This window comes from Amycolatopsis sp. NPDC003676 (assembly GCF_053587275.1).
On record NZ_JBSFNS010000012.1, the window covers coordinates 61,735 to 82,298 of the forward strand.

The 20,564-nt window shown below is 68.4% G+C and carries 21 protein-coding genes; 13 read left to right on the forward strand and 8 right to left on the reverse strand.

Annotated elements, in window-relative coordinates; all coding sequences use genetic code 11:
* Positions 1–32 precede the first annotated feature (32 nt).
* From ACWDNU_RS10405 to ACWDNU_RS10420, 4 genes are read left to right on the forward strand one after another with little or no spacing between them, the layout of a single operon-like run.
* Complete coding sequence (locus ACWDNU_RS10405) at positions 33–2,408, forward strand: nitrate- and nitrite sensing domain-containing protein (protein WP_449668576.1); 2,376 nt, start codon at positions 33–35, stop codon at positions 2,406–2,408.
* Between the two features lie 42 nt (positions 2,409–2,450).
* Positions 2,451–2,876, forward strand: a complete 426-nt coding sequence (locus ACWDNU_RS10410; protein ID WP_116199532.1) for a roadblock/LC7 domain-containing protein — start codon at positions 2,451–2,453, stop codon at positions 2,874–2,876.
* Entirely contained in the window at positions 2,873–3,238 is a 366-nt protein-coding gene (locus ACWDNU_RS10415; RefSeq protein WP_449668577.1) for a DUF742 domain-containing protein, read from the forward strand. Before ACWDNU_RS10410 ends, ACWDNU_RS10415 begins: the two co-directional genes overlap by 4 nt.
* Positions 3,219–3,806 carry a GTP-binding protein gene (locus tag ACWDNU_RS10420; RefSeq protein ID WP_449668578.1) on the forward strand — a complete coding sequence of 196 codons (588 nt, stop codon included), beginning with the start codon at positions 3,219–3,221 and terminating at the stop codon, positions 3,804–3,806. Before ACWDNU_RS10415 ends, ACWDNU_RS10420 begins: the two co-directional genes overlap by 20 nt.
* 78 nt (positions 3,807–3,884) lie before the next feature.
* Here the strand turns inward: ACWDNU_RS10420 and ACWDNU_RS10425 are convergent, their stop codons facing one another.
* Positions 3,885–5,258, reverse strand: a complete 1,374-nt coding sequence (locus ACWDNU_RS10425) for a tryptophanase (protein WP_449668579.1) — start codon at positions 5,256–5,258, stop codon at positions 3,885–3,887.
* Positions 5,259–5,303: 45 nt separating this feature from the next.
* Positions 5,304–6,401 carry a tryptophan dimethylallyltransferase family protein gene (locus tag ACWDNU_RS10430; protein WP_449668580.1) on the reverse strand — a complete coding sequence of 366 codons (1,098 nt, stop codon included), beginning with the start codon at positions 6,399–6,401 and terminating at the stop codon, positions 5,304–5,306.
* A 330-nt stretch (positions 6,402–6,731) separates the two neighbouring features.
* Here ACWDNU_RS10430 and ACWDNU_RS10435 point away from each other — a divergent pair, with 330 nt between their 5' ends.
* Positions 6,732–7,271: a DinB family protein gene (locus tag ACWDNU_RS10435; RefSeq protein WP_370932459.1), complete on the forward strand. Its 540-nt coding sequence runs from the start codon at positions 6,732–6,734 to the stop codon at positions 7,269–7,271.
* Positions 7,272–7,432: 161 nt separating this feature from the next.
* Here ACWDNU_RS10435 and ACWDNU_RS10440 read toward each other — a convergent pair whose 3' ends face one another.
* Positions 7,433–7,591 (reverse strand): hypothetical protein, encoded by a 159-nt coding sequence (locus tag ACWDNU_RS10440; protein WP_449668581.1) that lies wholly within the window; start codon positions 7,589–7,591, stop codon positions 7,433–7,435.
* A 137-nt stretch (positions 7,592–7,728) separates the two neighbouring features.
* Between ACWDNU_RS10440 and pcaB the strand changes: the two genes are divergently transcribed.
* Positions 7,729–9,084 carry a 3-carboxy-cis,cis-muconate cycloisomerase gene (pcaB, locus tag ACWDNU_RS10445; RefSeq protein ID WP_449668582.1) on the forward strand — a complete coding sequence of 452 codons (1,356 nt, stop codon included), beginning with the start codon at positions 7,729–7,731 and terminating at the stop codon, positions 9,082–9,084.
* A gap of 78 nt (positions 9,085–9,162) precedes the next feature.
* Here pcaB and ACWDNU_RS10450 read toward each other — a convergent pair whose 3' ends face one another.
* Complete coding sequence (locus tag ACWDNU_RS10450) at positions 9,163–9,693, reverse strand: DUF4383 domain-containing protein (RefSeq protein WP_370932461.1); 531 nt, start codon at positions 9,691–9,693, stop codon at positions 9,163–9,165.
* A 743-nt stretch (positions 9,694–10,436) separates the two neighbouring features.
* Positions 10,437–10,883: an anthrone oxygenase family protein gene (locus ACWDNU_RS10455; protein WP_449668583.1), complete on the reverse strand. Its 447-nt coding sequence runs from the start codon at positions 10,881–10,883 to the stop codon at positions 10,437–10,439.
* Positions 10,884–10,973: 90 nt separating this feature from the next.
* On the opposite strand from ACWDNU_RS10455, the gene ACWDNU_RS10460 reads away from it, so the two are divergent.
* Both ACWDNU_RS10460 and ACWDNU_RS10465 read left to right on the forward strand, forming a co-directional pair.
* The gene (locus tag ACWDNU_RS10460) at positions 10,974–11,552 is read left to right on the forward strand and encodes a TetR/AcrR family transcriptional regulator (protein ID WP_449668584.1); all 579 of its coding nucleotides are present in this window, start codon (positions 10,974–10,976) and stop codon (positions 11,550–11,552) included.
* Between the two features lie 119 nt (positions 11,553–11,671).
* Positions 11,672–12,556: a hypothetical protein gene (locus ACWDNU_RS10465; protein WP_449668585.1), complete on the forward strand. Its 885-nt coding sequence runs from the start codon at positions 11,672–11,674 to the stop codon at positions 12,554–12,556.
* A 3-nt stretch (positions 12,557–12,559) separates the two neighbouring features.
* On the opposite strand, the gene ACWDNU_RS10470 is transcribed toward ACWDNU_RS10465, so the two are convergent.
* Both ACWDNU_RS10470 and ACWDNU_RS10475 read right to left on the reverse strand, forming a co-directional pair.
* Positions 12,560–13,741 (reverse strand): alpha/beta hydrolase, encoded by a 1,182-nt coding sequence (locus ACWDNU_RS10470; RefSeq protein WP_449668643.1) that lies wholly within the window; start codon positions 13,739–13,741, stop codon positions 12,560–12,562.
* Between the two features lie 192 nt (positions 13,742–13,933).
* The gene (locus ACWDNU_RS10475) at positions 13,934–14,896 is read right to left on the reverse strand and encodes an alpha/beta hydrolase (RefSeq protein WP_370932464.1); all 963 of its coding nucleotides are present in this window, start codon (positions 14,894–14,896) and stop codon (positions 13,934–13,936) included.
* Positions 14,897–15,064: 168 nt separating this feature from the next.
* On the opposite strand from ACWDNU_RS10475, the gene ACWDNU_RS10480 reads away from it, so the two are divergent.
* The 3 genes from ACWDNU_RS10480 to ACWDNU_RS10490 all read left to right on the forward strand — a co-directional run bounded on the left by ACWDNU_RS10480 (position 15,065) and on the right by ACWDNU_RS10490 (position 16,992).
* Positions 15,065–15,538, forward strand: a complete 474-nt coding sequence (locus ACWDNU_RS10480) for a MarR family winged helix-turn-helix transcriptional regulator (protein ID WP_370932465.1) — start codon at positions 15,065–15,067, stop codon at positions 15,536–15,538.
* Between the two features lie 49 nt (positions 15,539–15,587).
* Complete coding sequence (locus ACWDNU_RS10485) at positions 15,588–16,436, forward strand: SAM-dependent methyltransferase (RefSeq protein ID WP_370932466.1); 849 nt, start codon at positions 15,588–15,590, stop codon at positions 16,434–16,436.
* 73 nt (positions 16,437–16,509) lie between these two features.
* Complete coding sequence (locus ACWDNU_RS10490; protein WP_449668586.1) at positions 16,510–16,992, forward strand: hypothetical protein; 483 nt, start codon at positions 16,510–16,512, stop codon at positions 16,990–16,992.
* On the opposite strand, the gene ACWDNU_RS10495 is transcribed toward ACWDNU_RS10490, so the two are convergent.
* On the reverse strand, positions 16,956–17,885 hold the full coding sequence (locus tag ACWDNU_RS10495) for a patatin-like phospholipase family protein (protein ID WP_449668587.1): 930 nt from the start codon (positions 17,883–17,885) through the stop codon (positions 16,956–16,958). The genes ACWDNU_RS10490 and ACWDNU_RS10495 overlap by 37 nt on opposite strands.
* A gap of 112 nt (positions 17,886–17,997) precedes the next feature.
* Between ACWDNU_RS10495 and ACWDNU_RS10500 the strand changes: the two genes are divergently transcribed.
* Together ACWDNU_RS10500 and ACWDNU_RS10505 are read left to right on the forward strand one after the other, a co-directional pair.
* Positions 17,998–18,546: a PadR family transcriptional regulator gene (locus ACWDNU_RS10500; protein ID WP_449668588.1), complete on the forward strand. Its 549-nt coding sequence runs from the start codon at positions 17,998–18,000 to the stop codon at positions 18,544–18,546.
* Entirely contained in the window at positions 18,543–20,549 is a 2,007-nt protein-coding gene (locus ACWDNU_RS10505) for an oxidoreductase (protein ID WP_449668589.1), read from the forward strand. Before ACWDNU_RS10500 ends, ACWDNU_RS10505 begins: the two co-directional genes overlap by 4 nt.
* Positions 20,550–20,564: the final 15 nt, after the last annotated feature.

Genomic DNA, 20,564 nt, shown 5'->3' on the forward strand with positions numbered 1-20,564 from the left:
GCCGAGGGTGACCCAGGAGTTCGTGAATCATCGTGGAGACCAAGGACGATCCCGGCAAGGCGTACGACAAGTCGATCCGGAAGAGGCTGACCCGGACGGTCCTGATCCCGAGCATCACCCTGCTCGTGCTGTGGGCGGTGCTGGCGACGGCCTTCTTCATCAACGGCTTGTACGTGCGGCTCGTCGCGGGCTCGGTGCGTGACGTTTCGATCCCCGCGCTCACCGCGCTGTCGTCGCTGCAGCAAGAACGTCAGTTCGCCCTGCAGTACCTCGACAGCCCCAGCTCCGGCCCGCAGCAGCTGCAGCAACAGGAGCAGGACAGCGACGGCAAGCTGAAGGGCCTGCAGGAAGCCTTCGCCGCCACCATTTCCAGCGCGCCGGACGAGATCGCCGGCAAGGTCACCGCGCTGAAGGCGCAGCTCGACCAGCTGCCGGTGCTGCGCTCGCAGGTCAACTTCCGCAGCATCAACCGCTCTCAGGTCAACGCCTATTACAACGGCGTCCTCGACTCGGCGGCGACGCTGTTCGACACGCAGGCGCGCATCGTCCCCGACGCGACCGCGGTGCAGGGCGCGATCTCGGCGACCTCGCTTTTCCGGGCGGGCGACCTGATGTCGCGCGAGACGTCGCTGGTGTCGGCGGCGTTCTCCGGCGGCACCTTCGCGCCGGACGACTTCGTCCAGTTCTCCCAGCTGGTCGGCTACTACCGCACGCAGCTGGCGCAGATCTCGCCGTTCCTCGAACCGGCGGTGCGCCAGCACTACCAGCAGCTTTCGACGAGCGACGCGTGGAAACGGCTCAACGCGGCCGAGGATTCGCTGATCAAGCACGGTCCGTGGAACAGCGGCGACCAGAACACCGTGCCGGTCTCGGCGGGCGATTGGCACGCGCTGACCGCGCAGGTCGCGCAAGGTCTGAACCAGCTCACCATCGAGCAGGCCGACCAGGTTTCCGCCGCCGCGATCGACTCCGGAAACGCGCAGCTGCGCAACGCCATCATCGGCAGCATCGTGGCCCTGCTCGCCTCGCTGGCCGCGATCATCGTCGCGGTGCGGGTGTCGCGTTCGCTCGTCGACCGAACCCTGATGACGCGACTGGAGCGGCTGCGCAACGACTCGCTCGACCTCGCGCGCAACCGGCTGCCGAACATCGTCGGCAGGCTCAAGAGCGGCGACCCGGTGGACATCGAGGCCGAGCTGCCGAAGCTGGACCACGGCCGGGACGAGATCGGCCAGGTGGCCGAAGCGTTCAACACCGCACAGCTCACAGCGGTCAACGCGGCGGCGAGCGAGGCGAAGGCGCGAAGCGGTGTGCACAACGTGTTCCTCGGCATCGCGCACCGCAACCAGGTCCTCGTGCACCGGCAGCTGCAGATCTTGGACGAAATGGAAAGCCGCGAAGAGAACTCGACTCAGCTGGCGTCGTTGTTCCAGCTCGACCACCTCGCCGCCCGCGCCCGGCGGACCACCGAGAACCTGATCATCCTCGGCGGCAAGCAGCCCGGACGGCGCTGGCGCAAACCGGTTTCGCTGATGGAGGTCCTGCGCGCGGCCGTCTCGGAAACCGAGCAGTACTCCCGGGTGCAGGTCGAGCAGGTGCCGGACGTCGCGATCGTCGGCACCGCGGTCGCGGACACCATTCACCTCGTCGCCGAGCTGGTCGACAACGCGACGTCGTTCTCCCCGCCCGGTTCGCAGGTCGAGGTGACGAGCCGGATGGTCGCGCGCGGCGTCGTGGTCGACGTGTCCGACCAGGGGCTGGGCATGAAGGAGGGCGTGCGCGAGTGGGCCAACGCGATGATGGCCGACGCGCCTGAATTCGACGCGATGGCCCTGCGCGCGGACTCCAGCCTCGGCCTGTTCGTAGTCGCGCGGCTGGCTTCCCGGCTCGGCATCACGGTCACCTTCGACCCGTCGCGCTACGGCGGCACGCGGGCGACCGTGCTGATCCCGTCGAACCACCTGGCCGACGGGAACGCGCCCGAACCCGCGGAGGAGGTCCCGGCGCTCGCTCAGGTCGGCGCGCCAGCACCGGAAGGCGCTCACCGGGCGGCCCCGGAGTCTCCGCAGCCGACCCCGGCGCCGTCGCCGCGCCCGTACCCGGCTCGCCCGCTGCCCACGCCGGCCCCGCGGAATCCGGAGCCGTATCCGCCGTCCGCGGGCCAGATCCCGGACGTCCCGGCCGCGCCGCGCGCGTCCGCCGAGCCGGACCTCAGCGGTCTGCAGGGCGACGACCGGCCCCGGCTCCCGCGCAGGCAGCCGCAGCAGAACCTCGTCGCGCAGCTGCACGACGACCCGGACGCGGCCGCCGAAGCGGACGTCACCAACGCCGGCGAGACCACCGCGCGGACGCTGATGGCGTTCCACAAGGGCACCCGCCGGGCGCGAGGCGGGCAAAATGACTCATAACGACCGAACACCTCACGACACCGAAAGTCAGGGTCTGTCCGCATGAACGAGTACGGGAACTCCACCCCTGATCTCAATTGGCTGCTCGACGACGTCGTCAACCGCGTCGTCGGCGCGCAGAACGCCATCGTGCTGTCCGCCGACGGCCTGCTGCTCGGCAAGTCGTCCGGGATGAGCAAGGACGACTCGGACCAGCTCTCGGCCATCGCGTCGAGCCTGCAGAGCCTCGCCAAAGGGGTGAGCAGGCAGTTCCACCGCGGTCCGGTGCTGCAGAACATGATCGAGATGGAACGCGGGTACCTTTTCGTCTCGGCCGCCGGGCAGGGCGCGTGCCTCGCCGTGCTCGCCGGTGCGGACATCGACGTCGAAATGATCGCCTACGAGATGAACCGGCTGGTCAAGCGCGTCGGCGACTATCTGGCCTCGGCGCCGCGCGAGGCCGCGAACCTGCTGCGGGAGGCGACATGAGCGAGGACGGCTGGTACGACGAGGCCGCCGGGCCGCTGGTCCGGCCGTACACGATCACAAGCGGACGGACCCCGTCCGAACATCAGCTCGACCTCTCCACCCAGGTGATGACCCTGCAGCAGGGATCGGACCCGGTCGGGCTCGGCCCGGAACACCTGGCGATCACGCAGCTGTGCCGCAGACCCTTGTCGGTGGCCGAGATCGCGGTGTACGTGAAGCTGCCGCTCGGCGTCGTGCGCGTGCTGTGCGGGGACCTGATCGACCGCGGTCTCGTCATCACCCGCGCCCCGTCCCGTCAGCCGGCCCAGGCGCCGGACCACGAAACTCTCCAGGCGGTTCTCGATGGCCTCATCAAGCTCTGAAGACGCCGCGACGTCGGTGCCGACCCCGGTCAAGATCATCGTCGCCGGCGGGTTCGGCGCCGGGAAGACGACCATGGTCGCCTCGGTCAGCGAAATCCCGCCGCTGTCCACCGAGGAGGTGCTCACCGAGGCGAGCACCGGCGTCGACGACCTGTCCGGCGTCGAGCAGAAGAAGACCACCACGGTCGCGCTCGACTTCGGCCGGATCACCATCTCGCCGCGGCACGTGCTCTACCTGTTCGGCACCCCGGGCCAGGAACGGTTCTGGTTCATGTGGGACGACCTGGCGCGCGGCGCGATCGGCACCGTCGTGCTGGTCGACACGCGCCGGCTCGAGACCAGCTTCGCGGCGGTCGATTTCTTCGAGCGGCGGAAGATCCCGTTCGTCGTGGCGGTGAACTGCTTCGACAACGCGCCGCGCTACACCCCCGACGAGATCCGCGAGGCGCTCGTGGTGCCCGACGGCGTGCCGATCGTCATGTGCGACGCGCGGCAACGGGATTCGAGCAAGATCGCGCTGATCCGGCTGGTGAAGCACGCGATGACGGTGGTTCCGCAGCCCGCCTGAGCCGGGCTTTCAGACCAGCGAGGGGGTTCCCGGCGCGGGGAGCCCCCTCGTTCGCTTCGTGCGGTCCTTAATGGACTCTTAGTGGACCGGGGCCATCCGGAGATTGAAGTGCCGCAGGATCTTCGGCGCTTCCACGATCCGGTACCCCGGCACCTGCTCCGGGTTTTTCGCGATGTCGCCGAGGATCTCGGCCACGTAGTCGTAGTGGCCCTGGCTGTACACGCGCCGCGGCAGCGCCATCCGGACCAACTCGAACGGGGCCGGGGTGATCAGCTCGTTCTGCTCGTCGAGCGTGCCGAGGTAGAGCGAACCCAGTTCCACACAACGGATTCCGCCCGCCAGGTACAGCTCGCAGGCCAGCGAGTGGCCCGGGAACCGGGACGCGGACAGATGCGGCAGCAGGCGGCCGGCGTTGAGGTAGAGCGCGTGGATGCCCGGGGGCTGCACGATGTCCACCCCGGCCTCGTTGGCCTGCCTCGCGAGCCGGGCCGCCTCGCCCGCACGCGCGGCGAGATAGTGCGGGTCAACGACTTCCTGCAGGCCCTTGGCCACGCGGTCCAGGTCGTGCGCCGCGAGCCCGCCGTACGTGCGGAAGCCCTCGGTGGCGATCAGGTTGGTTTCGCAGCGCTGCGCGAGTTCCGGGTCGGTCAGGCCGATGAACGCGCCCATCGGCGAGATGCCGTCCTTCTTCAGGCTCGCGACACAGCCGTCGACCAGGCTGAACGCCTCTCGCGCGACCTCGCGCGGCGTCTTGTCCGCGTAGCCCGCCTCGCGCTGGATGACCAGCCACGCGTTCTCCGCGAACCGTGCGGCGTCAAGGAAAACCGGGACGCCGTGTGCCCGCGCAAGCTTCGCCGCCGCGGCCAGGTTGGCCATCGAGACCGGCTGTCCGCCGCCGCCGTTGTTGGTGATGGTGAGCAGCACCTGGCCGACGCGGTTGCCGTCCGGGCCGCTGAGCAGGCGTTCGAGTGCGCCGAGGTCGATGTTGCCCTTGAACGGTTCGAGGCTGTCGAGATCGCCGAACTCCGCGCAGGGCAGGTCGATCGCCTCGGCGCCGAGCAGTTCGACGTTCGCGCGCGTGGTGTCGAAATGCGTGTTGCTGACCGAGATCCGGCCGCTGCACAGCACGCTGGAGAACAGCACGCGCTCGGCCGCGCGGCCCTGGTGCACCGGCAGGAGGTGCGGGTATCCGGTGAGTTCGCTCAGCGCTTCGCGGAAGCGGTAGAACGAATCCGACCCGGCGTACGAACGGTCCGCGGCGGCAGCGGCAGCCTCCTGCGCGGTCGAGACCGCGCCGGTGCCGGAGTCGGTGAGCAGGTCGATGCTGACCTTGTTCGCGGGCAGGTTGAAGGCGTTGTAGCCCGCCGCGGCGAGCGCCTGTTCCCGTTCGGCACGGGTGGTGACCGGGATTTCGGCGACTACTTGGGCGCGGTACGGCGGGAAGGTCCGCATCAGGGTATTTCCTCCAGTTGTGGGCGACGGCCGAAAACTGCTGTGTCAGGCAATCCGGCCGAGCACCGGGCGCTTTCTGGGCGGCGCTACCGCGTAGGCTTCCGACGACAGGTAGACCGTGATTCCGGAACCGAACTCGCCCATTCGCAGCGACACGTGCGCGATCAGTCCCACGCCGTCGCGCAGTGGCCGTTCCGAAACCGCTGCCAGCGCTTTGTCCAGTTGTGTCGGGTCGAAGTCGTATTGCGCGAGAATGGCGTGCACCCGGGCGCGGGCGATCTCGTCGTCCGGCACGTAGCTGCGAATAGGAAGGTAAAGACTGTAGTTTCCCGGAGTGCCGCCCATGCCCTCGACAAAGGAATAGCTGGAAACCAGCGGGCGGCCTTCGAAGGGGCCTTTTCCGCCGCCGAGCACGGCGAGGAATTCCCGGATCAGCATCGGGTCCGCGCCGGGCACCAGCTCCGCCGCGCGCACCGCGTCCTCGGCCTCGGCGGCGTCGTGCGAGACGTACACCTTGACCCGGGAGAGCGGGTCGTCGTCGAGGTCGAGCGCGAAGAAGGTGAAGTTGTCGCTCTCGCCGCGGCGCAGCGCGTGCTCGACCACCGGGTCGAACGCCTCGCCGAGGTTCAGCCGCCGGAACCCCTCGCTGACCAGCGAATCCGCCATGGTCGGGCCGCTGATCTGCGGGTTCAGGTAGACCTTGATTTTCGGCGCGCGGCCGTTGCGGAAGATCAACGAGTACCACAGCGTGAACGGCCCGCGGCGCTCGTCGTGCGGAAGGAAGAGGTCGGCCACCGCGTCGAGCCGGTCGGTGACCAGGCCGTACTCGCCGGCCACCTGAGTGAGAAACTCGCGCGGGTCGGGGGCCCCGACGGTCTCGCCGAGAACCCTTACCACACATTCGCCATTGGCGTCGAATGCGACCGAGAATTCAACGGGCGTGGTGTCGTCCGCCACATTGCACGGGAACTGCGCCGGAGCGTCGACAGTCAATTCACCGGACTCGCCGAGCAACAACCGGAGAAGATCCAGGTGACGGCGTTCTTCGGGATCGAATCCCACTGCCTGGCACAGCCGGTCGAGTTGACCGCCGGCGTGGGTGTACATCGACAACTCGACCATCGGCACACTCGCTCCGACCATGGCGCTGTATTCACCGTTTCATTCGTGCGTTCGGCCCCGCGAAGCATCCGCTGTTCGGCGGAGCGGGCGCTCCCGGGCCGCCGAGAAGATTAATCCCCGGAATGCCGATCACGATACCTCTGACGGAGCGACAACACCGTGCGGAAACCGTGTCTGAGTGTGCTGATCAACACCGGAATTCACCTGAATTCCGCATCGACAGAACTGGATTCTGCAGCTACCCGGGCCCGCCATGTGGCCTAGCCCACTGCGGTACGCGGCCGGTGTCCCGTGCACCCGGCGCGCGGCGCTGTGCCGAAAATTGTCGGTGGCGGGTGAGACGCTCGTCTCATGACACAGATCCCGCAGCATCTGGCCAAAGTCGCCGAGAGCGACCGCCCGCCGATCCCCCGAGTCGCCGACGAACGCGAAACCCTGCTCGCTTACCTGGAGTGGCACCGGGAAACCCTCGCGCTGAAGTGCTCCGGGCTGAGCCAGGAAGCCGTGTCGGCGCGGGTGGTGCCACCGTCCACAATGTCGCTGCACGGCCTGGTCCGGCACCTGGCGGGCGTCGAACGATGGTGGTTCCGCATCCAGTTCGCGGGCGAGGACGTCCCGCTGCTGCACTATTCGGACGACGATCCGGACCAGGACTTCGACCGGCTGGACGGCGATTTCGGCGAGGCACTGGCGTTGTGGCGCGCGGAGTGCGACCGGAGCCGGGAGATCGTGGCCGCGGCGTCTTCTTTGGACGCGCAGGGGGTCGGAAAGACGACGGGCGAGCCGTTCTCGCTGCGGTGGATGCTGATGTCGATGGTCGCGGAGTACGCCCGGCACAACGGACACGCGGACCTGCTCAGGGAGGTGGCGGACGGGGCGACGGGTCGGTGAGGTGGTGGTTGTTTCGAGTCCTGTTAGGAGGTGATGCGCCAAGGTTTGCGCTCAAGTGATCGACAACCGTCGGCGCTGCGTTCTCGCCGATCGCTTCGCCTGTATCGCGCTGTCGGCACCCAGTCGTCCGCGCGCTGCCGTCCACACCCAGCCGTCCGCACTCAGCCCGTCCGCGTGCTGCCGTCCGTGCGCTGCCGTCCGTGCCCAGCCAGGCCGTGCACCGCCGTCCGCGCGCTGCCGCCCGTGTGCTGGCGTCCGTGCCCAGCCAGGCCGTGCACCGCCGTCCGCGCGGTGCCGTCCCCGATGCCAACAGCCGCCAACGGCGCAGCAGCCAGCCAGCGACAGCGTCTCCAGAGCTGGGCGGGAAGCTTGTGCCCAGCCCGATCGCCACCTCTCGTGCCCGGGGTGACCAGCGACCTTCCAACCCGAAGCGGCCCGGCGTGCGATGCTGGACGGCATGACCGCCGATCCTGACTCCGGCCTGCTCTCCCCGGTGCGCGCCGGAACCCCGGCCGAAGCGGTGACTGGTGACCGTGCGTTCGCGGCTGCCCTGCTGGAGGCGGAGGCCGCACTCGCGCGAGCGCAGGCGCGGCTTGGCACGGTGCCGTCCGAGGCAGCTGAGCGGATCAGCACTGCCGCGCGGCTGTTGGGCGAGGGCGAACTCGACGTCGTCCAGCTGGCCCGCGACGCGCGTGCGACCGGGAACCCGGTGGTCAGCCTGGTGCGCACGCTGTCCGCCAAGGTCCCGGACGTCGCCGATTACGTGCACCGCGGCTCCACCAGCCAGGACATCGTCGACACGGCGATGATGCTCGTCGCGCGCGACGCTCTGCGGCTGATCAGCGCGGACCTCACGGCGATCGCGGACGCCCTCGCCACCTTGGCGCGCGCCCATCGCGACACCGTCATGCCCGGACGTACCCTCACCGCGCACGCCGTCCCGACGACTTTCGGTCTGAAGGCAGCGATCTGGCGGCAGGGAGTTCGAGAGTCCGCGCGCCGGATCGCTGCGCTGCGGCTGCCGGTGTCACTCGGCGGCGCGGCGGGAACGTTGGCGGCCTACGTCCAGTACGGCGACGGCACCGATGAATACGCGGAACGGCTCGTCGCTGCCTTCGCGGAGGAAACCGGTTTGACCGCACCGATTCTGCCGTGGCACGCGGATCGCACCCCGGTGGCCGAACTGGTTTCCGCGTTGGCTGGCGTGACGACGGCGTTGGGCAAGATCGCTGTCGACGTCCAGGTGCTGGCCCGCACCGAAATCGGCGAAGCGACCGAGGCGACCGGCGGTGGATCTTCGGCGATGCCGCACAAGCAAAATCCGGTGCAGTCGGCGCTGGTGCGCTCGGCAGCGCTGCAGGTGCCGGTGCTGGCGGCGGGAGTCACGCAATCCGGGTTGGCAGAGGACGAACGCTCGGCTGGCGTCTGGCAAGCCGAGTGGCAATTGCTGCGCGAATGCCTGCGACTGACCGGCGGCACCACGCATACGGCCGTGGATTTGGTACGAGGCTTGGACATTCACGCGGACCGAATGCAGCATAATCTCGAGCTGACCAACGGGTTGATTGTCTCGGAACGACTGTCGGCGGCGCTGGCACCGATCGTGGGCAAGGCACGCGCGAAGGACTTGTTGGGCACCGCTTCCCGCCGGGCGATCGAGGAAGACCGCCCACTGGCAGAGATCCTGGCGGACACGCCGGAGATTACCGCCGCCATCGACGCTGAGACGCTGGCTGATCTCGGAGACCCGGCGCAGTACGTCGGCGCGGCGGGACGGATGGTGGACCGCGCGCTCGAAGATTCCGCCGAGTAAGCACGAACGGGACCGCCGCCGGAGGAAATCCCGCTCCGGCAAGCGATCCCGCTGCGCAATTATTCCACTGTGGACGAACTAGTGGGCCAAGCCGTGCCCGCCGGCCTCGGGTCGGCGCGGCTGAGCAGCCGTGTCGACCTCGGCGGGTTCCTCGTCCTCGGGAAGCAGAACCCCGTGGCGTGCCGGGAGTACCGCGGTCAGCAGACCGAGAACCGCGATGCCGAGATGCAGCCAGTTGTCCGCGTCGGCGAGGTTGAGCGGGTTGCCAAGGCCGGATACCGGGTTGACCGTGATCGTCCCGGCGAGCATCAGGCCCCAGACGAACAGCGCGCCGTAGCCGATGAAGAGCAGCCAGCCGAACGTCCGGGCGCGGCCGGAACCCAAGGCCAGCAGCAAGCCGATCACGCCGGTCACCACGTGGACGACGTTGTTCAGCGGATTGGCGGAGAACCGCCACAAAGTGACACCGTGTCCGGTGAAATCCCCGAACCCGGACTTCACGAGCCCGATGATGCCGTAGGCGAGAAACAGGACCCCGAGCAGAATGGCCAGCACCTGGGCGGGCTGCACCCCTTCCACCCGGACGCGGGCTCGATGCGCACGAACCATGACTCCAGTCCTTCCCATACCGAAGGTGACGGTGGGTCAACCCTGAAGGGATCCCCCGCCACACCCGGCCCGAAACCCGAATCCGCCCGTCCCGACGCGCCCACCGGGCAAAATCGGCGACACGGACTGGGCTGCCGGGGCCAATGTGGCTGCTGAGCCGATCGGATGCCCGAGTGAGGTACCGGACGGGACCAGCTTCGCGGCCTCGGCGGCGGCGAAGAGCTGGCGCTGCGACTCATCCAGCCCCGGAAACGGGAGCGATCCGCAGAGCCGCGCGGCTCGGACCAGCCCGGCGACCGGCAGGGCTCGCGCGGAACTCACACCAGCCCCAACGAACCTGCGCCGCACCCGGACCAATGCGGCGACCGGCAAAACCCGGCCGCACCCACACCAGCCCAGCGACCAGCAGAATCTCACGCACCCAGACGCGCCCCACGATCGGCAGGACTCGCGCGGCACTAAACCCAGCCAAGCGAACCCGCGCCACACCCAGACCAGCGCGTCGACTGGCAGAACCGGCCGCACCCACACCAGTCCGACGATCGGCAAACCCCGCCCGCACCCGGGCCAACCCAACGAGCAGCAGAACCCCGCCGCTCCCACGCCAGCCCAGCGAGCAGCAGGCCCGTCCGCACCCACACCAGCCCAGCGAGCCGCAGGCCCGGCCGCACTCACGCCAGCCCAAACGACCGGCAGAACCCCAAGCACGCAGACCAGTCCAGCAATCGGCGCGACCGCCGCGCTCAGACCAGCGCGGCGACCAGCACAGCGAACGCACCGATGATCACCGCAACCCGCACATAGTGGTAACGGTCCCAGCGGTTCATCTGCTCTTTCCAGTCCGCGGGCCGGTTCTCCGGGGTCCACGTCTTGCCCTGGTTGTTGATCGGAACCAGCAGCAGAATCGACATCACCACACTCACGATCAGCAGCCCCGCGCCAATCACGACGAGCCCGGTGCCAGGGCGATCCCAAGCAAGAACCGCCCAGATCGCGCTCAGGATGAGCGACCCGATGTACCAGAACGGCATGATCGCGCCGAGCATCCGGCCCCCATGGGCGCGGCCTAGCTGATTGCTGTCGTCGGGGAGTCCGTTGAGGATCGGGTTGATGACGAAGGCGACGGAGAACTCCACCCCCACCATCACGCCGACGACCACGATGGTGCAGACCTCGAGTGCGCTGAGCATGATGACCTTCCTGAAATCTAGCAGTGCTAGCCGATGAGGCGATGCTAGTACTACTGCCGCTCGGTTGTCTAGCAGTGCTAGACTCCCTTCATGTCGGTACACGAACGCAAGCAGCGCGAACAAGCGGAACGCGAGCGCCTCATCGTGGCGACCGCCCGGGAGCTCGCCGAGCAGCAGGGCTGGGACGCCGTCACCACCCGCAGGCTCGCCGAGCGCATCGAGTACAGCCAGCCCGTCCTCTACAGCCATTTCCGCGGCAAGCGCGAGATCATCGGCGCGGTCGCGCTCGACGGGGCCGCCGAGCTGGCCGCGGCGGTGCGGGCTGCGGCCAGCGCCGAAGACGATCCGCGCGCTCGGGTTACCGCGCTCGCCCGCGCGTATCTCGACTTCGCCGAGCAGCATCCGGCGGTCTACGACGCGATTTTCCAGCTCGACGGTGGTATCGCGTTCGCGCAGGAAGACACTCCGGAACCGCTGAAGGACGCCTTTGCCGCACTGATGGAAACCCTCGGCGAAGTCGCCGGCGAAGGCGTCCACCCGGGTCTGTTCACTGAGCTGTTCTGGGCGTCCCTGCACGGAATCGCGACCCTGACCCGCGCGGGACGGCAGCCGCGGGAGTTCGCCGAGCAGCGGGTCGACCTGCTTGTGGAACGGCTCGCCGTGGTCTGAACCATCCCTGCTTGCCCGCAGCCCGCCCGACCGTCACGCGTACTGGCCGGTACCGAGACCCATCCCACAAACCGGCCCGATTCGGCGAACCCTGATCAGGTGATCGGGGAAGTCGGGGCATGCGCAGGGCGAACACGTTCCTCTTGGCCGGCTTGCTCCTCGGCGCGGTCATCGCGTTTCTGGTCACCGAGGCCCAGCCGTACCGGCAGGTGGTCACCGCTGCCGGGCCGGCGGACAGGTCCGGAGTCATCTCCGCGACAACCGGCTCCAGCACACCCGGTCCCGTCCCGAAAGCGAGCACCGGCAGCGCCGCGCCGCAGCAGGGTCCCGATCTCAAGACCGAACTCCCCGCGCTCGTCCCCCAGGGGCACGTCAGCGTGGTCGTCTACGACCGCGGCAAAGGCACGACCCCGGTTTCTCTCGACCCGCATCGGCACTACACGTCCGCGTCCCTCGTGAAGCTCATGATCGCCTTCGACGCGCTCGACCGCGACACCAATCCGGCCACCGTGCAGGAAATGCTGTCCCGCAGCGACGACGACACCGCCAGCAAGCTGTGGGTCGCGGGCGGCGAGACGCGCATTGTCCGGGAAGCGGTGCGCGACATGGGCCTCGCCGAAACCACCCCGCCGGACGACCCGGGACGTTGGGGCGACACGGAAATCACCGCCGCGGACATCACGCGCGTCTACCGCTACCTGATGGATCGCGCGCCGGCCCAGCAGCGCGAGACCATTCTTCGAGCGCTCCGCAAAGCCACCGAGAACGGGGCCGACGGATTCCGGCAGTACTTCGGCATCCCGGACGCGCTCGGCGACGCTTCCTGGGCTGTCAAACAAGGTTGGTCCTGCTGCAATCCCGGGCGCATCCTGCACACCTCAGGTCTCGTCAAGGACGACCGGTACATCGTCACGGTCCTCACCGAGAACCCCCGCTCCGTCGGCTACGAAACCGCCGAAGCTCAGGTCACCGAAGTGGTCAAGCACCTTCCCGGGATCCGCTGAACGTCACTGCTCGACCGCGGTCAGCCCGCCCCGTGCGCCCGTGCTCGGCAACGGCCACGGCTTCACGCCACCGGTCACGTCCGCCCGCGGGCCTGGTGCCGACGGTCCCGGAATCCGCTGTCCGATCCACGTCAGGACGTCCGGCAGCTGCGCCTTGAAGGTGTTCATGTTGTGCCCCGCGTCCGGAATCCGCCATGACGTGAACTGCACCGGCGCCTGCGCGGCCGCGCGCATCTGGTCGACCGCGCGGCTTTCGTTCTGTTCCTTCTCGCCGGAGATCGCGAGGAGTTCCAGCGGGGCCGGGTGCAGCCGGACGTTGATCTTGACGTTGTTCGCGTCCTCGATGTCCTTGCGGCCGCGGAAGAGATTCTCGGTCTCACCGTCCACTTGGGCCTTTTCGTATCCGCTGACGCTCGCCGCCTGCGCATACCACTGCGGATGCCGCGTCACGAGATTCAGCGCGCAATAGCCGCCGGACGACCAGCCCGCGATCGTCCACGCCCGCCGGTCCGGATTGACGCCGAGGCGCTGGATCGCCCATTCCCGGACGTCCGCGGACAGGTAGGTGTCATTGGGACTTCCGTTGACCTCGTCAACACATTCGGTGTCGTGACCGATTTTCGGCGTTCCGGTCGGGTCCGGGATCAGCACGATCACCGGCGGCAGCAAGTGCTTCGCGATCGCCGCGTCAAGCTGCTCGGGCAAGTGGTATCCGATCGGGGCGGTGGTGACCTCCGGGCCGGACGGGTAGTTCGGGATCCAGGTGATCGCCGGGAACCGCATCGACTTGTACGGATGCTGGAAGTATTGCGGCGGAAGGTAAACCGTCACGTCGCGGGTGAGGCCGGTGCGCCGCCCGGTCACCGTCACGTGCGCGATGGTCCCCTTGCCGACCCGAGCGTGCGCCACTCCGAGGTCCCGTGCGCGGGCGAGATCCACACCGTTGTCGCCGCCCTCGACGTCGATGCCCTCCGCGGCGAACGCGCCGGTGCCGAGCAGCGAGCCGAGCGTCGGGAAGAATCCGCCGATCATGTTGCCGGTCAAACCAAGCGTGACGATTACCAGGCACAGCGCGACAAGAACCGTGGCACTGCGGCCGATTTGCTTGCGCTTGCGCCATTTGTCCCAAAACCACGGGACCGAGATGACCGCGAGAAGCGCGAGCACGCCGATCACCGCGAGCATCACGGGCGAATCCAACCTGATTGCGCTCAGGTGCACGGGAACCTCCAGGACCGATCGCGCGCCCGGAAGGCGGGACCCGCTGCTCTAGATACGTTTGAGGGGCCATCCTCGTTGTGATCACGTGACGTCGATCACGCCCAGAATGGCCCCGGCAAACTCAGCAGAACCTCAGGATTGCCCGTTAGTCCCTGATTAGTTGCCGAATGCGCCACGCAAGACCGTGATCGCCTGTGTGATCGCAGCTTCCGCTGCGTGCGTTTCACGAAGCGCGTTCACCATCACGAAGTCGTGGATCACGCCCTGGTATCGCACCGCCGTCACCGGCACGCCCGCCGTACGCAGCTTCGCGGCGTACGCCTCGCCTTCGTCGCGAAGCACGTCCGCCTCGCCGGTGATCACGAGAGCCGGCGGCAGTCCGGCGAGCTGCTCCACAGTGGCGCGAAGCGGCGAAGCCGTGATCTCGGCGCGCTGCGCTTCATCGGTCGTGTACTGGTCCCAGAACCACTTCATTCCTTCGCGGCTGAGGAAGTAGCCGTCGGCGAACTTGGTGTACGACTCGGTGTCGAAGGAAGCGTCGGTGACCGGGTAGAACAGCACCTGTTGAAGGAACTTCACGTCCCCGCGCTCCTTCGCCATGAGCGTCAGCGCCGCGGTCATGTTTCCGCCGACGGAGTCGCCCGCGATCGCGATTCGCGTGGTGTCGAGCCCCTTCTCCGCACCGTTCTGGACAACCCACTTCACGGCGGCGTAGTTCTCTTCGATCGCGACGGGGTAACGAACCTCCGGCGAACGGCTGTATTCCGGGAAAACGACGGCCGCGCCGGTTCCGGCGGCGAGTTCGCGGACCAGTCGCTCGTGGGTGTGGAAATCGCCGAAGACCCAGCCGGCGCCGTGGATGTAGACGAGCACCGGCAGCGGCCCGGTGACGCCCTGCGGCTTCACGATCCGGACCTCGACGTCGCCGTTCGGTCCACCCGGGACGGTCAGCGTCTCGATGTCGGCGGGCGCCAGTGCGACGTCGCCGTCCTGGACGCCGTCGACCGCCTTGCGGCCTTCGGCGGGCGGGAGCTGGAAGAGGTACGGCGGCTGGTCGGTGGCCTCGGCGAACGCCAGGGCGGCCGGTTCGAGAGCGAGGTTCTGCGGGTTCGCGGTCATGACTTCCTCCGATAGCTGCGTCGTGCGGACTCCACAGAACATAGCCTCACAACTTAGTTGTGCACAACTAGATGACGCACAATGAGATATAGAGCACTTGAGTTGCCTATCCCGGCCAGCCGAGAGAGGATGGAGAGCTGGGAAGAAGAAAGCCGAGGGAGGCCACCGATGACCAGCCCAGACACCGGAGAAACCGGCTCGCTGCTGCTTGACGACCAGCTGTGCTTCGGCCTGTACTCGGCCTCCCGGGCAGTCACCGCGCTCTACCGCGCACTGCTCGAACCGCTCGACCTGACCTACCCGCAGTACCTGGTGATGCTCGCGCTGTGGCAGCAGGACGAACAGCAGGTCAAGGAACTCGGCTCCGCGCTGAACCTCGACTCCGGCACGCTGTCGCCGCTGCTGAAGCGGCTGGAGAAGGCCGGGCTCATCAAGCGCGAACGGCAATCCGACGACGAGCGCTCGGTCCGCATCCGGCTCACCGAAGAGGGAACCGCGTTGCGCGCCAAGGCGGAAGGGATTCCGCCGCACGTCGGAGCGGCGATGAACTTGAACAACGCCGAACTCGGCCGGATGCGCGCCGCGATGGATCAGCTGACGGCTTCGGTCAACGCCTACCGGGAGTCCTACCGGCCGAGCTGAACGCGGCGCCATGGTTAGCATGAGCGCCAGGGCGAGCGTGAGGACGGCGATGAGCACACAGGACGAAGCACTGCGCGCGGTGGAAGCCAGTCTGGACCGGCCGTCGGCGGCCCGCGTCTACGACTACTTCATCGGCGGCACCACCAACTACGCGATCGACCGGATCTTCGCCGAGAAGGTGCGCGAACGGCTGCCGCTGATGGGCGAGTACTGCCGCACCAGCAGGCAGTTCCTCGGCCGCGCGGTGCGCCAGAGCGTGCGCGAGGGCATCCGGCAGTTCGTCGACATCGGCTCCGGCCTTCCCACCGCGGGCAACGTGCACGAGGTGGCCGACGACGAACGCCCGGAACACGACACTTCCGTGCTGTACCTGGACAACGAGCCGGTCGCGCTCGCGCATTCGCAGGTGCTGCTCGCCGACACCGCGGACGAGGACCGGCACCAGGCGATGGCCGCCGACCTCCTGCAGCCCGCCGAATTGTGGGACCGGGTCGCCGATTCGCACGTGATCGACATCCGGAAGCCGGTGGCGCTGATCGTCAACGCGGTGCTGCACTTCATCAAGGACGACCAGGACCCGGACGGCATCCTCGACTTCTACCGCAAGCAGCTCGCACCGGGCTCGTTGCTCATTCTTTCCCAGATGACCAACGAAAACCCGGTGGACGACAACGAACGCCAGGCGCTGGTCGACATCATCAAGTACTACGAGTCGACCACCAACCCGGGCATCCTGCGCACGAAGGCGGAGTTCGAACGGTTCTTCGGCGGCTGGCCGCTGCTCGAACCGGGCCTGGTGTACGCGCCGGCGTGGCATCCGGACGGCGACACGGTGTTCGCGAAGGCGCCGTCGGAGTCGCGCGTGATCGGCGGCGTGGCCCGCAAACCGCAGGCCTGACAGGGGTTTTCCCACCCGGCCTCCACCCTCGGGTGGAGGCGCGGGACGACCCGGCCCGGGCACAGTCGACGCTGTGCCGAACACCTTCGACAACATCCTGATCGGTCTGGTCGTCCTGACCTGGCTGATGTGGCGGCAACTTCAAGCCCGCCGCGCCGACCGCCCGCCGGTGGTACTGCTCGTCATCAGCGCGCTCGGAGCCGCCTCGCTCGGCGTCGCGATCGCCAAGACCACGCCGACCACCGCAGCGATCCTTTTGCTCGTCGGCAGTTTCGTCATCGCCGGTGGCTTCGGCGTTGCCCGCGGTTACACCATGCGGGTCTGGCGGGCCGACGGAACCCTGTGGCGGCAAGGCAATGGGCGAACCGCCGTGCTGTGGCTCATCTCTTTCGGCGTCCACTTAGGACTTGACTTCGCCATCGATGCGGCCAACGAAGCGAAAGGCCTCGGCGGCGCGTCAATCCTGCTGTACCTCGCGGTTTCCCTCGCCGCCCAACGAATCACCGTCCGCAACCGCGCTCACGACGCCTTGCGCAGCACGTCCAACGCCGCGTAAACCGCGTCCCGCCCCAACTCCACCGCACGCCGCAGCACCGCCGGATCCCGCTCCAGCACAGAAACATCCGGCGCACCGAACGGCGGCCGGACGCTCGTCAGCCGCGGATCTTCCTGCAGCTGGCGTTCGTCCTCCAGATCCCGCTGGTACTGCGTGCGCCAAGCATCGATGGTGCCCGGCGCGTGGCGGCGCAGAAACCGCGGCACGACCACGTCTTGCACCCGCGGCGGCCGCATCGGGAGTTCGTCCTCGCGCCGGGTCCGCAGCACCAGCACATCGGTCGCGCCCTGCTCCAGCGCGGTGCGGAACGGCAGCGGCTCGGCGATCCCCGCGTCCACGAACCGCCGCCCGCCCATCGCGATCGGCGGCCCGGCCAGCACCGGCATGCACGACGACGCCGCGAGCGCGGTTTTGATCCCGGCCACGTCCTCGATGAACGGCTGCAGATCGGTCGACTCACCGGTGTCGGCATCGGTGGCGAGCGGATGGAAGCCGACCGGATTCGCCAGGATCGCCGGGAAATCCATCGGTTCGAGCACCGAATACACCTGGTGCACGAGGTACTCGAGGTCGACCACCGCCCGGCCGCGCAGGGCGTGCAGCGGGTTGATGATCCGCCGCATCACCACCGGGTTCCACCAGGTCCGCACGCCGGTCCGCGAACGCCCGCACAACAGCCACGCCGCGTTGAGCGCCCCGGCGGAAGCGCCGTAGACGTCGTCGAACGCGCTGGCGGCCCCGAGTTCGTCGAGCGCGAGCGCCATTCCGCTCGAATACGTGCCGCGGCTGCTGCCGCCCTCCACCGCGAGCGCGAGCCTGCGGCCGTCCGTCCGCCGCCCCGGCACGCTGCCCTCGGCGATGCGCTCGGCAAGCAGTTCCAGAACCGGATCCACCCCTCCATCTTGGTGCTCTTCGCCCCTGCGATCGACCCGTTTTGCCCCCTCTGCGGGTGACCTGGCTTGCACTCAGTTGCACTGCATCTAGTTGCATATGACACTGTCCGGCATGGCACTGGAGCACGCGATCCTCGTCTCGCTCTCGGAACGCTCCGGCTCGGGCTACGAGCTGGCGCGCCGGTTCGAGAAGTCCATCGGGCTGTTCTGGAGCGCCTCCCACCAGCAGATTTACCGCGTGCTGAAGCGGATGGAGGAGGCCGGTCAGGTCGCGGTCGACGTGGTGGCCCAGGACGGTCGGCCGGACAAGAAGGTCTACACCGTCAGCGAGCCGGGCCGGGTCGAACTTCGCCGCTGGCTCGCCGAACCGTCGCCGTCAGCTGGGCCGCAGGAGCTGGCGGTGAAGCTGCGCGGCGCGTCGTTCGGAGACCCCGAGGCGGTCGCCGCCGAGATCACCCGGCACCGCGACGCGCACGCTGAGCGGCTTGAGCTGTACCGGCAGATCGAGAAGCGCGACTTCCCCGCCCCAGACCGGCTCCGCGGCCGCCCGCTGCACCAGTACCTCGTGCTGCGCGGCGGAATCCGGGTCGAAGAAGGCCAGGTCGACTGGTTGGAAGAAATCCTGACCGCGTTGCAGGCAGACGAGAAGGACGGACGATGACCGAGTACCCGAACCTGCTGTCTCCGCTCGATCTCGGCTTCACGACGCTGCGCAACCGCGTCCTGATGGGCTCGATGCACACCGGTCTCGAAGACCGCGCCTCTCGCTTCCCGGCGCTGGCCGAGTACTACGCCGAACGCGCGCGCGGCGGCGTTGGCCTGATCGTCACCGGCGGATTCGCGCCGAACCGCACCGGCTGGCTGTTGCCGTTGGCCTCCAAGCTGTCCACACCCGCCGAGGCGAAGAACCACCAGCTGCTCACCAGCGCGGTGCATGCCGAGGGCGGCAAAATCGCGCTGCAGATCCTGCACGCCGGCCGCTACGCCTACCACCCGCTGAGCGTTTCCGCGTCGAGCCGCAAAGCGCCGATCAATCCGTTCCGCCCGCGCGCGCTCACGGCGTACGGAGTGCACCGCACCATCCGCGCGTTCGCCGATTGCGCCGCGCTGGCCCGCGACGCCGGGTACGACGGCGTCGAGATCATGGGTTCCGAGGGCTACCTGATCAACCAGTTCCTCGCCGAACGCACCAACCGGCGCACCGACGCGTGGGGCGGCACCGCGGAGAAGCGTCGCCGGTTCGCGGTCGAGATCGTCCGCCGCACCAGGGAAAAAGTGGGGCCGGACTTCATCATCATCTACCGGCTGTCCATGCTCGACCTCGTCGAAGGCGGACAGAGCTGGGACGACGTGGTCGCGCTGGCCCGCGACGTCGAGGCCGCCGGGGCCACGATCATCAACACCGGCATCGGCTGGCACGAGGCCCGCGTGCCGACGATCGTCACGTCGGTGCCGCGCGGCGCGTTCACCTGGGTCACCGGCAAGCTGAAGCCGCACGTGTCAGTGCCAGTGGTGACCTCGAACCGGATCAACCTCCCGCACGTCGCGGAGCAAGCGCTCGCCGACGGCGACGCGGACCTGGTCTCGATGGCCCGGCCGCTGCTCGCCGACCCGGACTGGATCCGCAAGGCCGAAACCGGCCGCGCGGACGAGATCAACACCTGCATCGCTTGCAACCAGGCCTGCCTCGACCACGCGTTCAGCCGGAAACCGGTGTCCTGCATGGTGAATCCCCGGGCCGGACACGAAACGACCCTGAACCTGCTGCCGACCCGGCGAGTCAAACGCGTCGCCGTCGTCGGAGCCGGACCGGCCGGGCTCGCCACCGCGACCGCGCTCGGCGAACGCGGCCACGACGTCGAACTGTTCGAGGCCGACGACGAAATCGGCGGCCAGTTCGGGATCGCGCAGCGGATTCCGGGCAAGGAGGAATTCGCCGAGACCATCCGGTACTACACGCGCCGCCTGGAGGTCACCGGCGTGAAAGTGCACCTCGGCACCCGGGTGACCGCCGCGGATCTGACCGGCTTCGACGAGGTCGTGCTGGCCACCGGCGTCACGCCGCGGGTCCCGTCGCTGCCCGGGATCGATCATCCGAAGGTGCTGTCGTACGTGGACGTCGTGCGGCACGGCAAACCGGTCGGCGAGCGCGTCGCGGTGATCGGGGCGGGCGGCATCGGCGTGGACGTCAGCGAATTCCTCACGCACAGCTCGTCGCCCGCGTTGGATCGCGACGCCTGGATGGCCGAATGGGGCGTCACCGACCACGCGCTCGCACCCGGCGGGCTGGCGAAACCGAAGCCGGAACCGTCGCCGCGGCAGGTCTACCTGCTGCAGCGCAAGAAGTCGCCGATCGGGGCCGGGCTCGGCAAGACGTCCGGCTGGGTGCACCGCGCGGCTTTGCGCGCCAAGGGCGTGGAAAAGATCAGCGGCGTTTCCTACGACCGGATCGACGACGCCGGCCTGCACGTCACGATCGACGGGAAACCGCGGCTGCTGGAAGTCGACACCGTGGTGGTCTGCGCAGGCCAGGAATCCGTGCGGGAGCTCGCCGGCGCGCTCGGCGACGTGCCGGTGCATCTCGTCGGCGGGGCCGACGAAGCGCGGGAACTCGACGCCAAACGGGCCATCGACCAGGGCACCCGGCTGGCCGCCGTCCTGTAGCCGCTTGCGCGCACT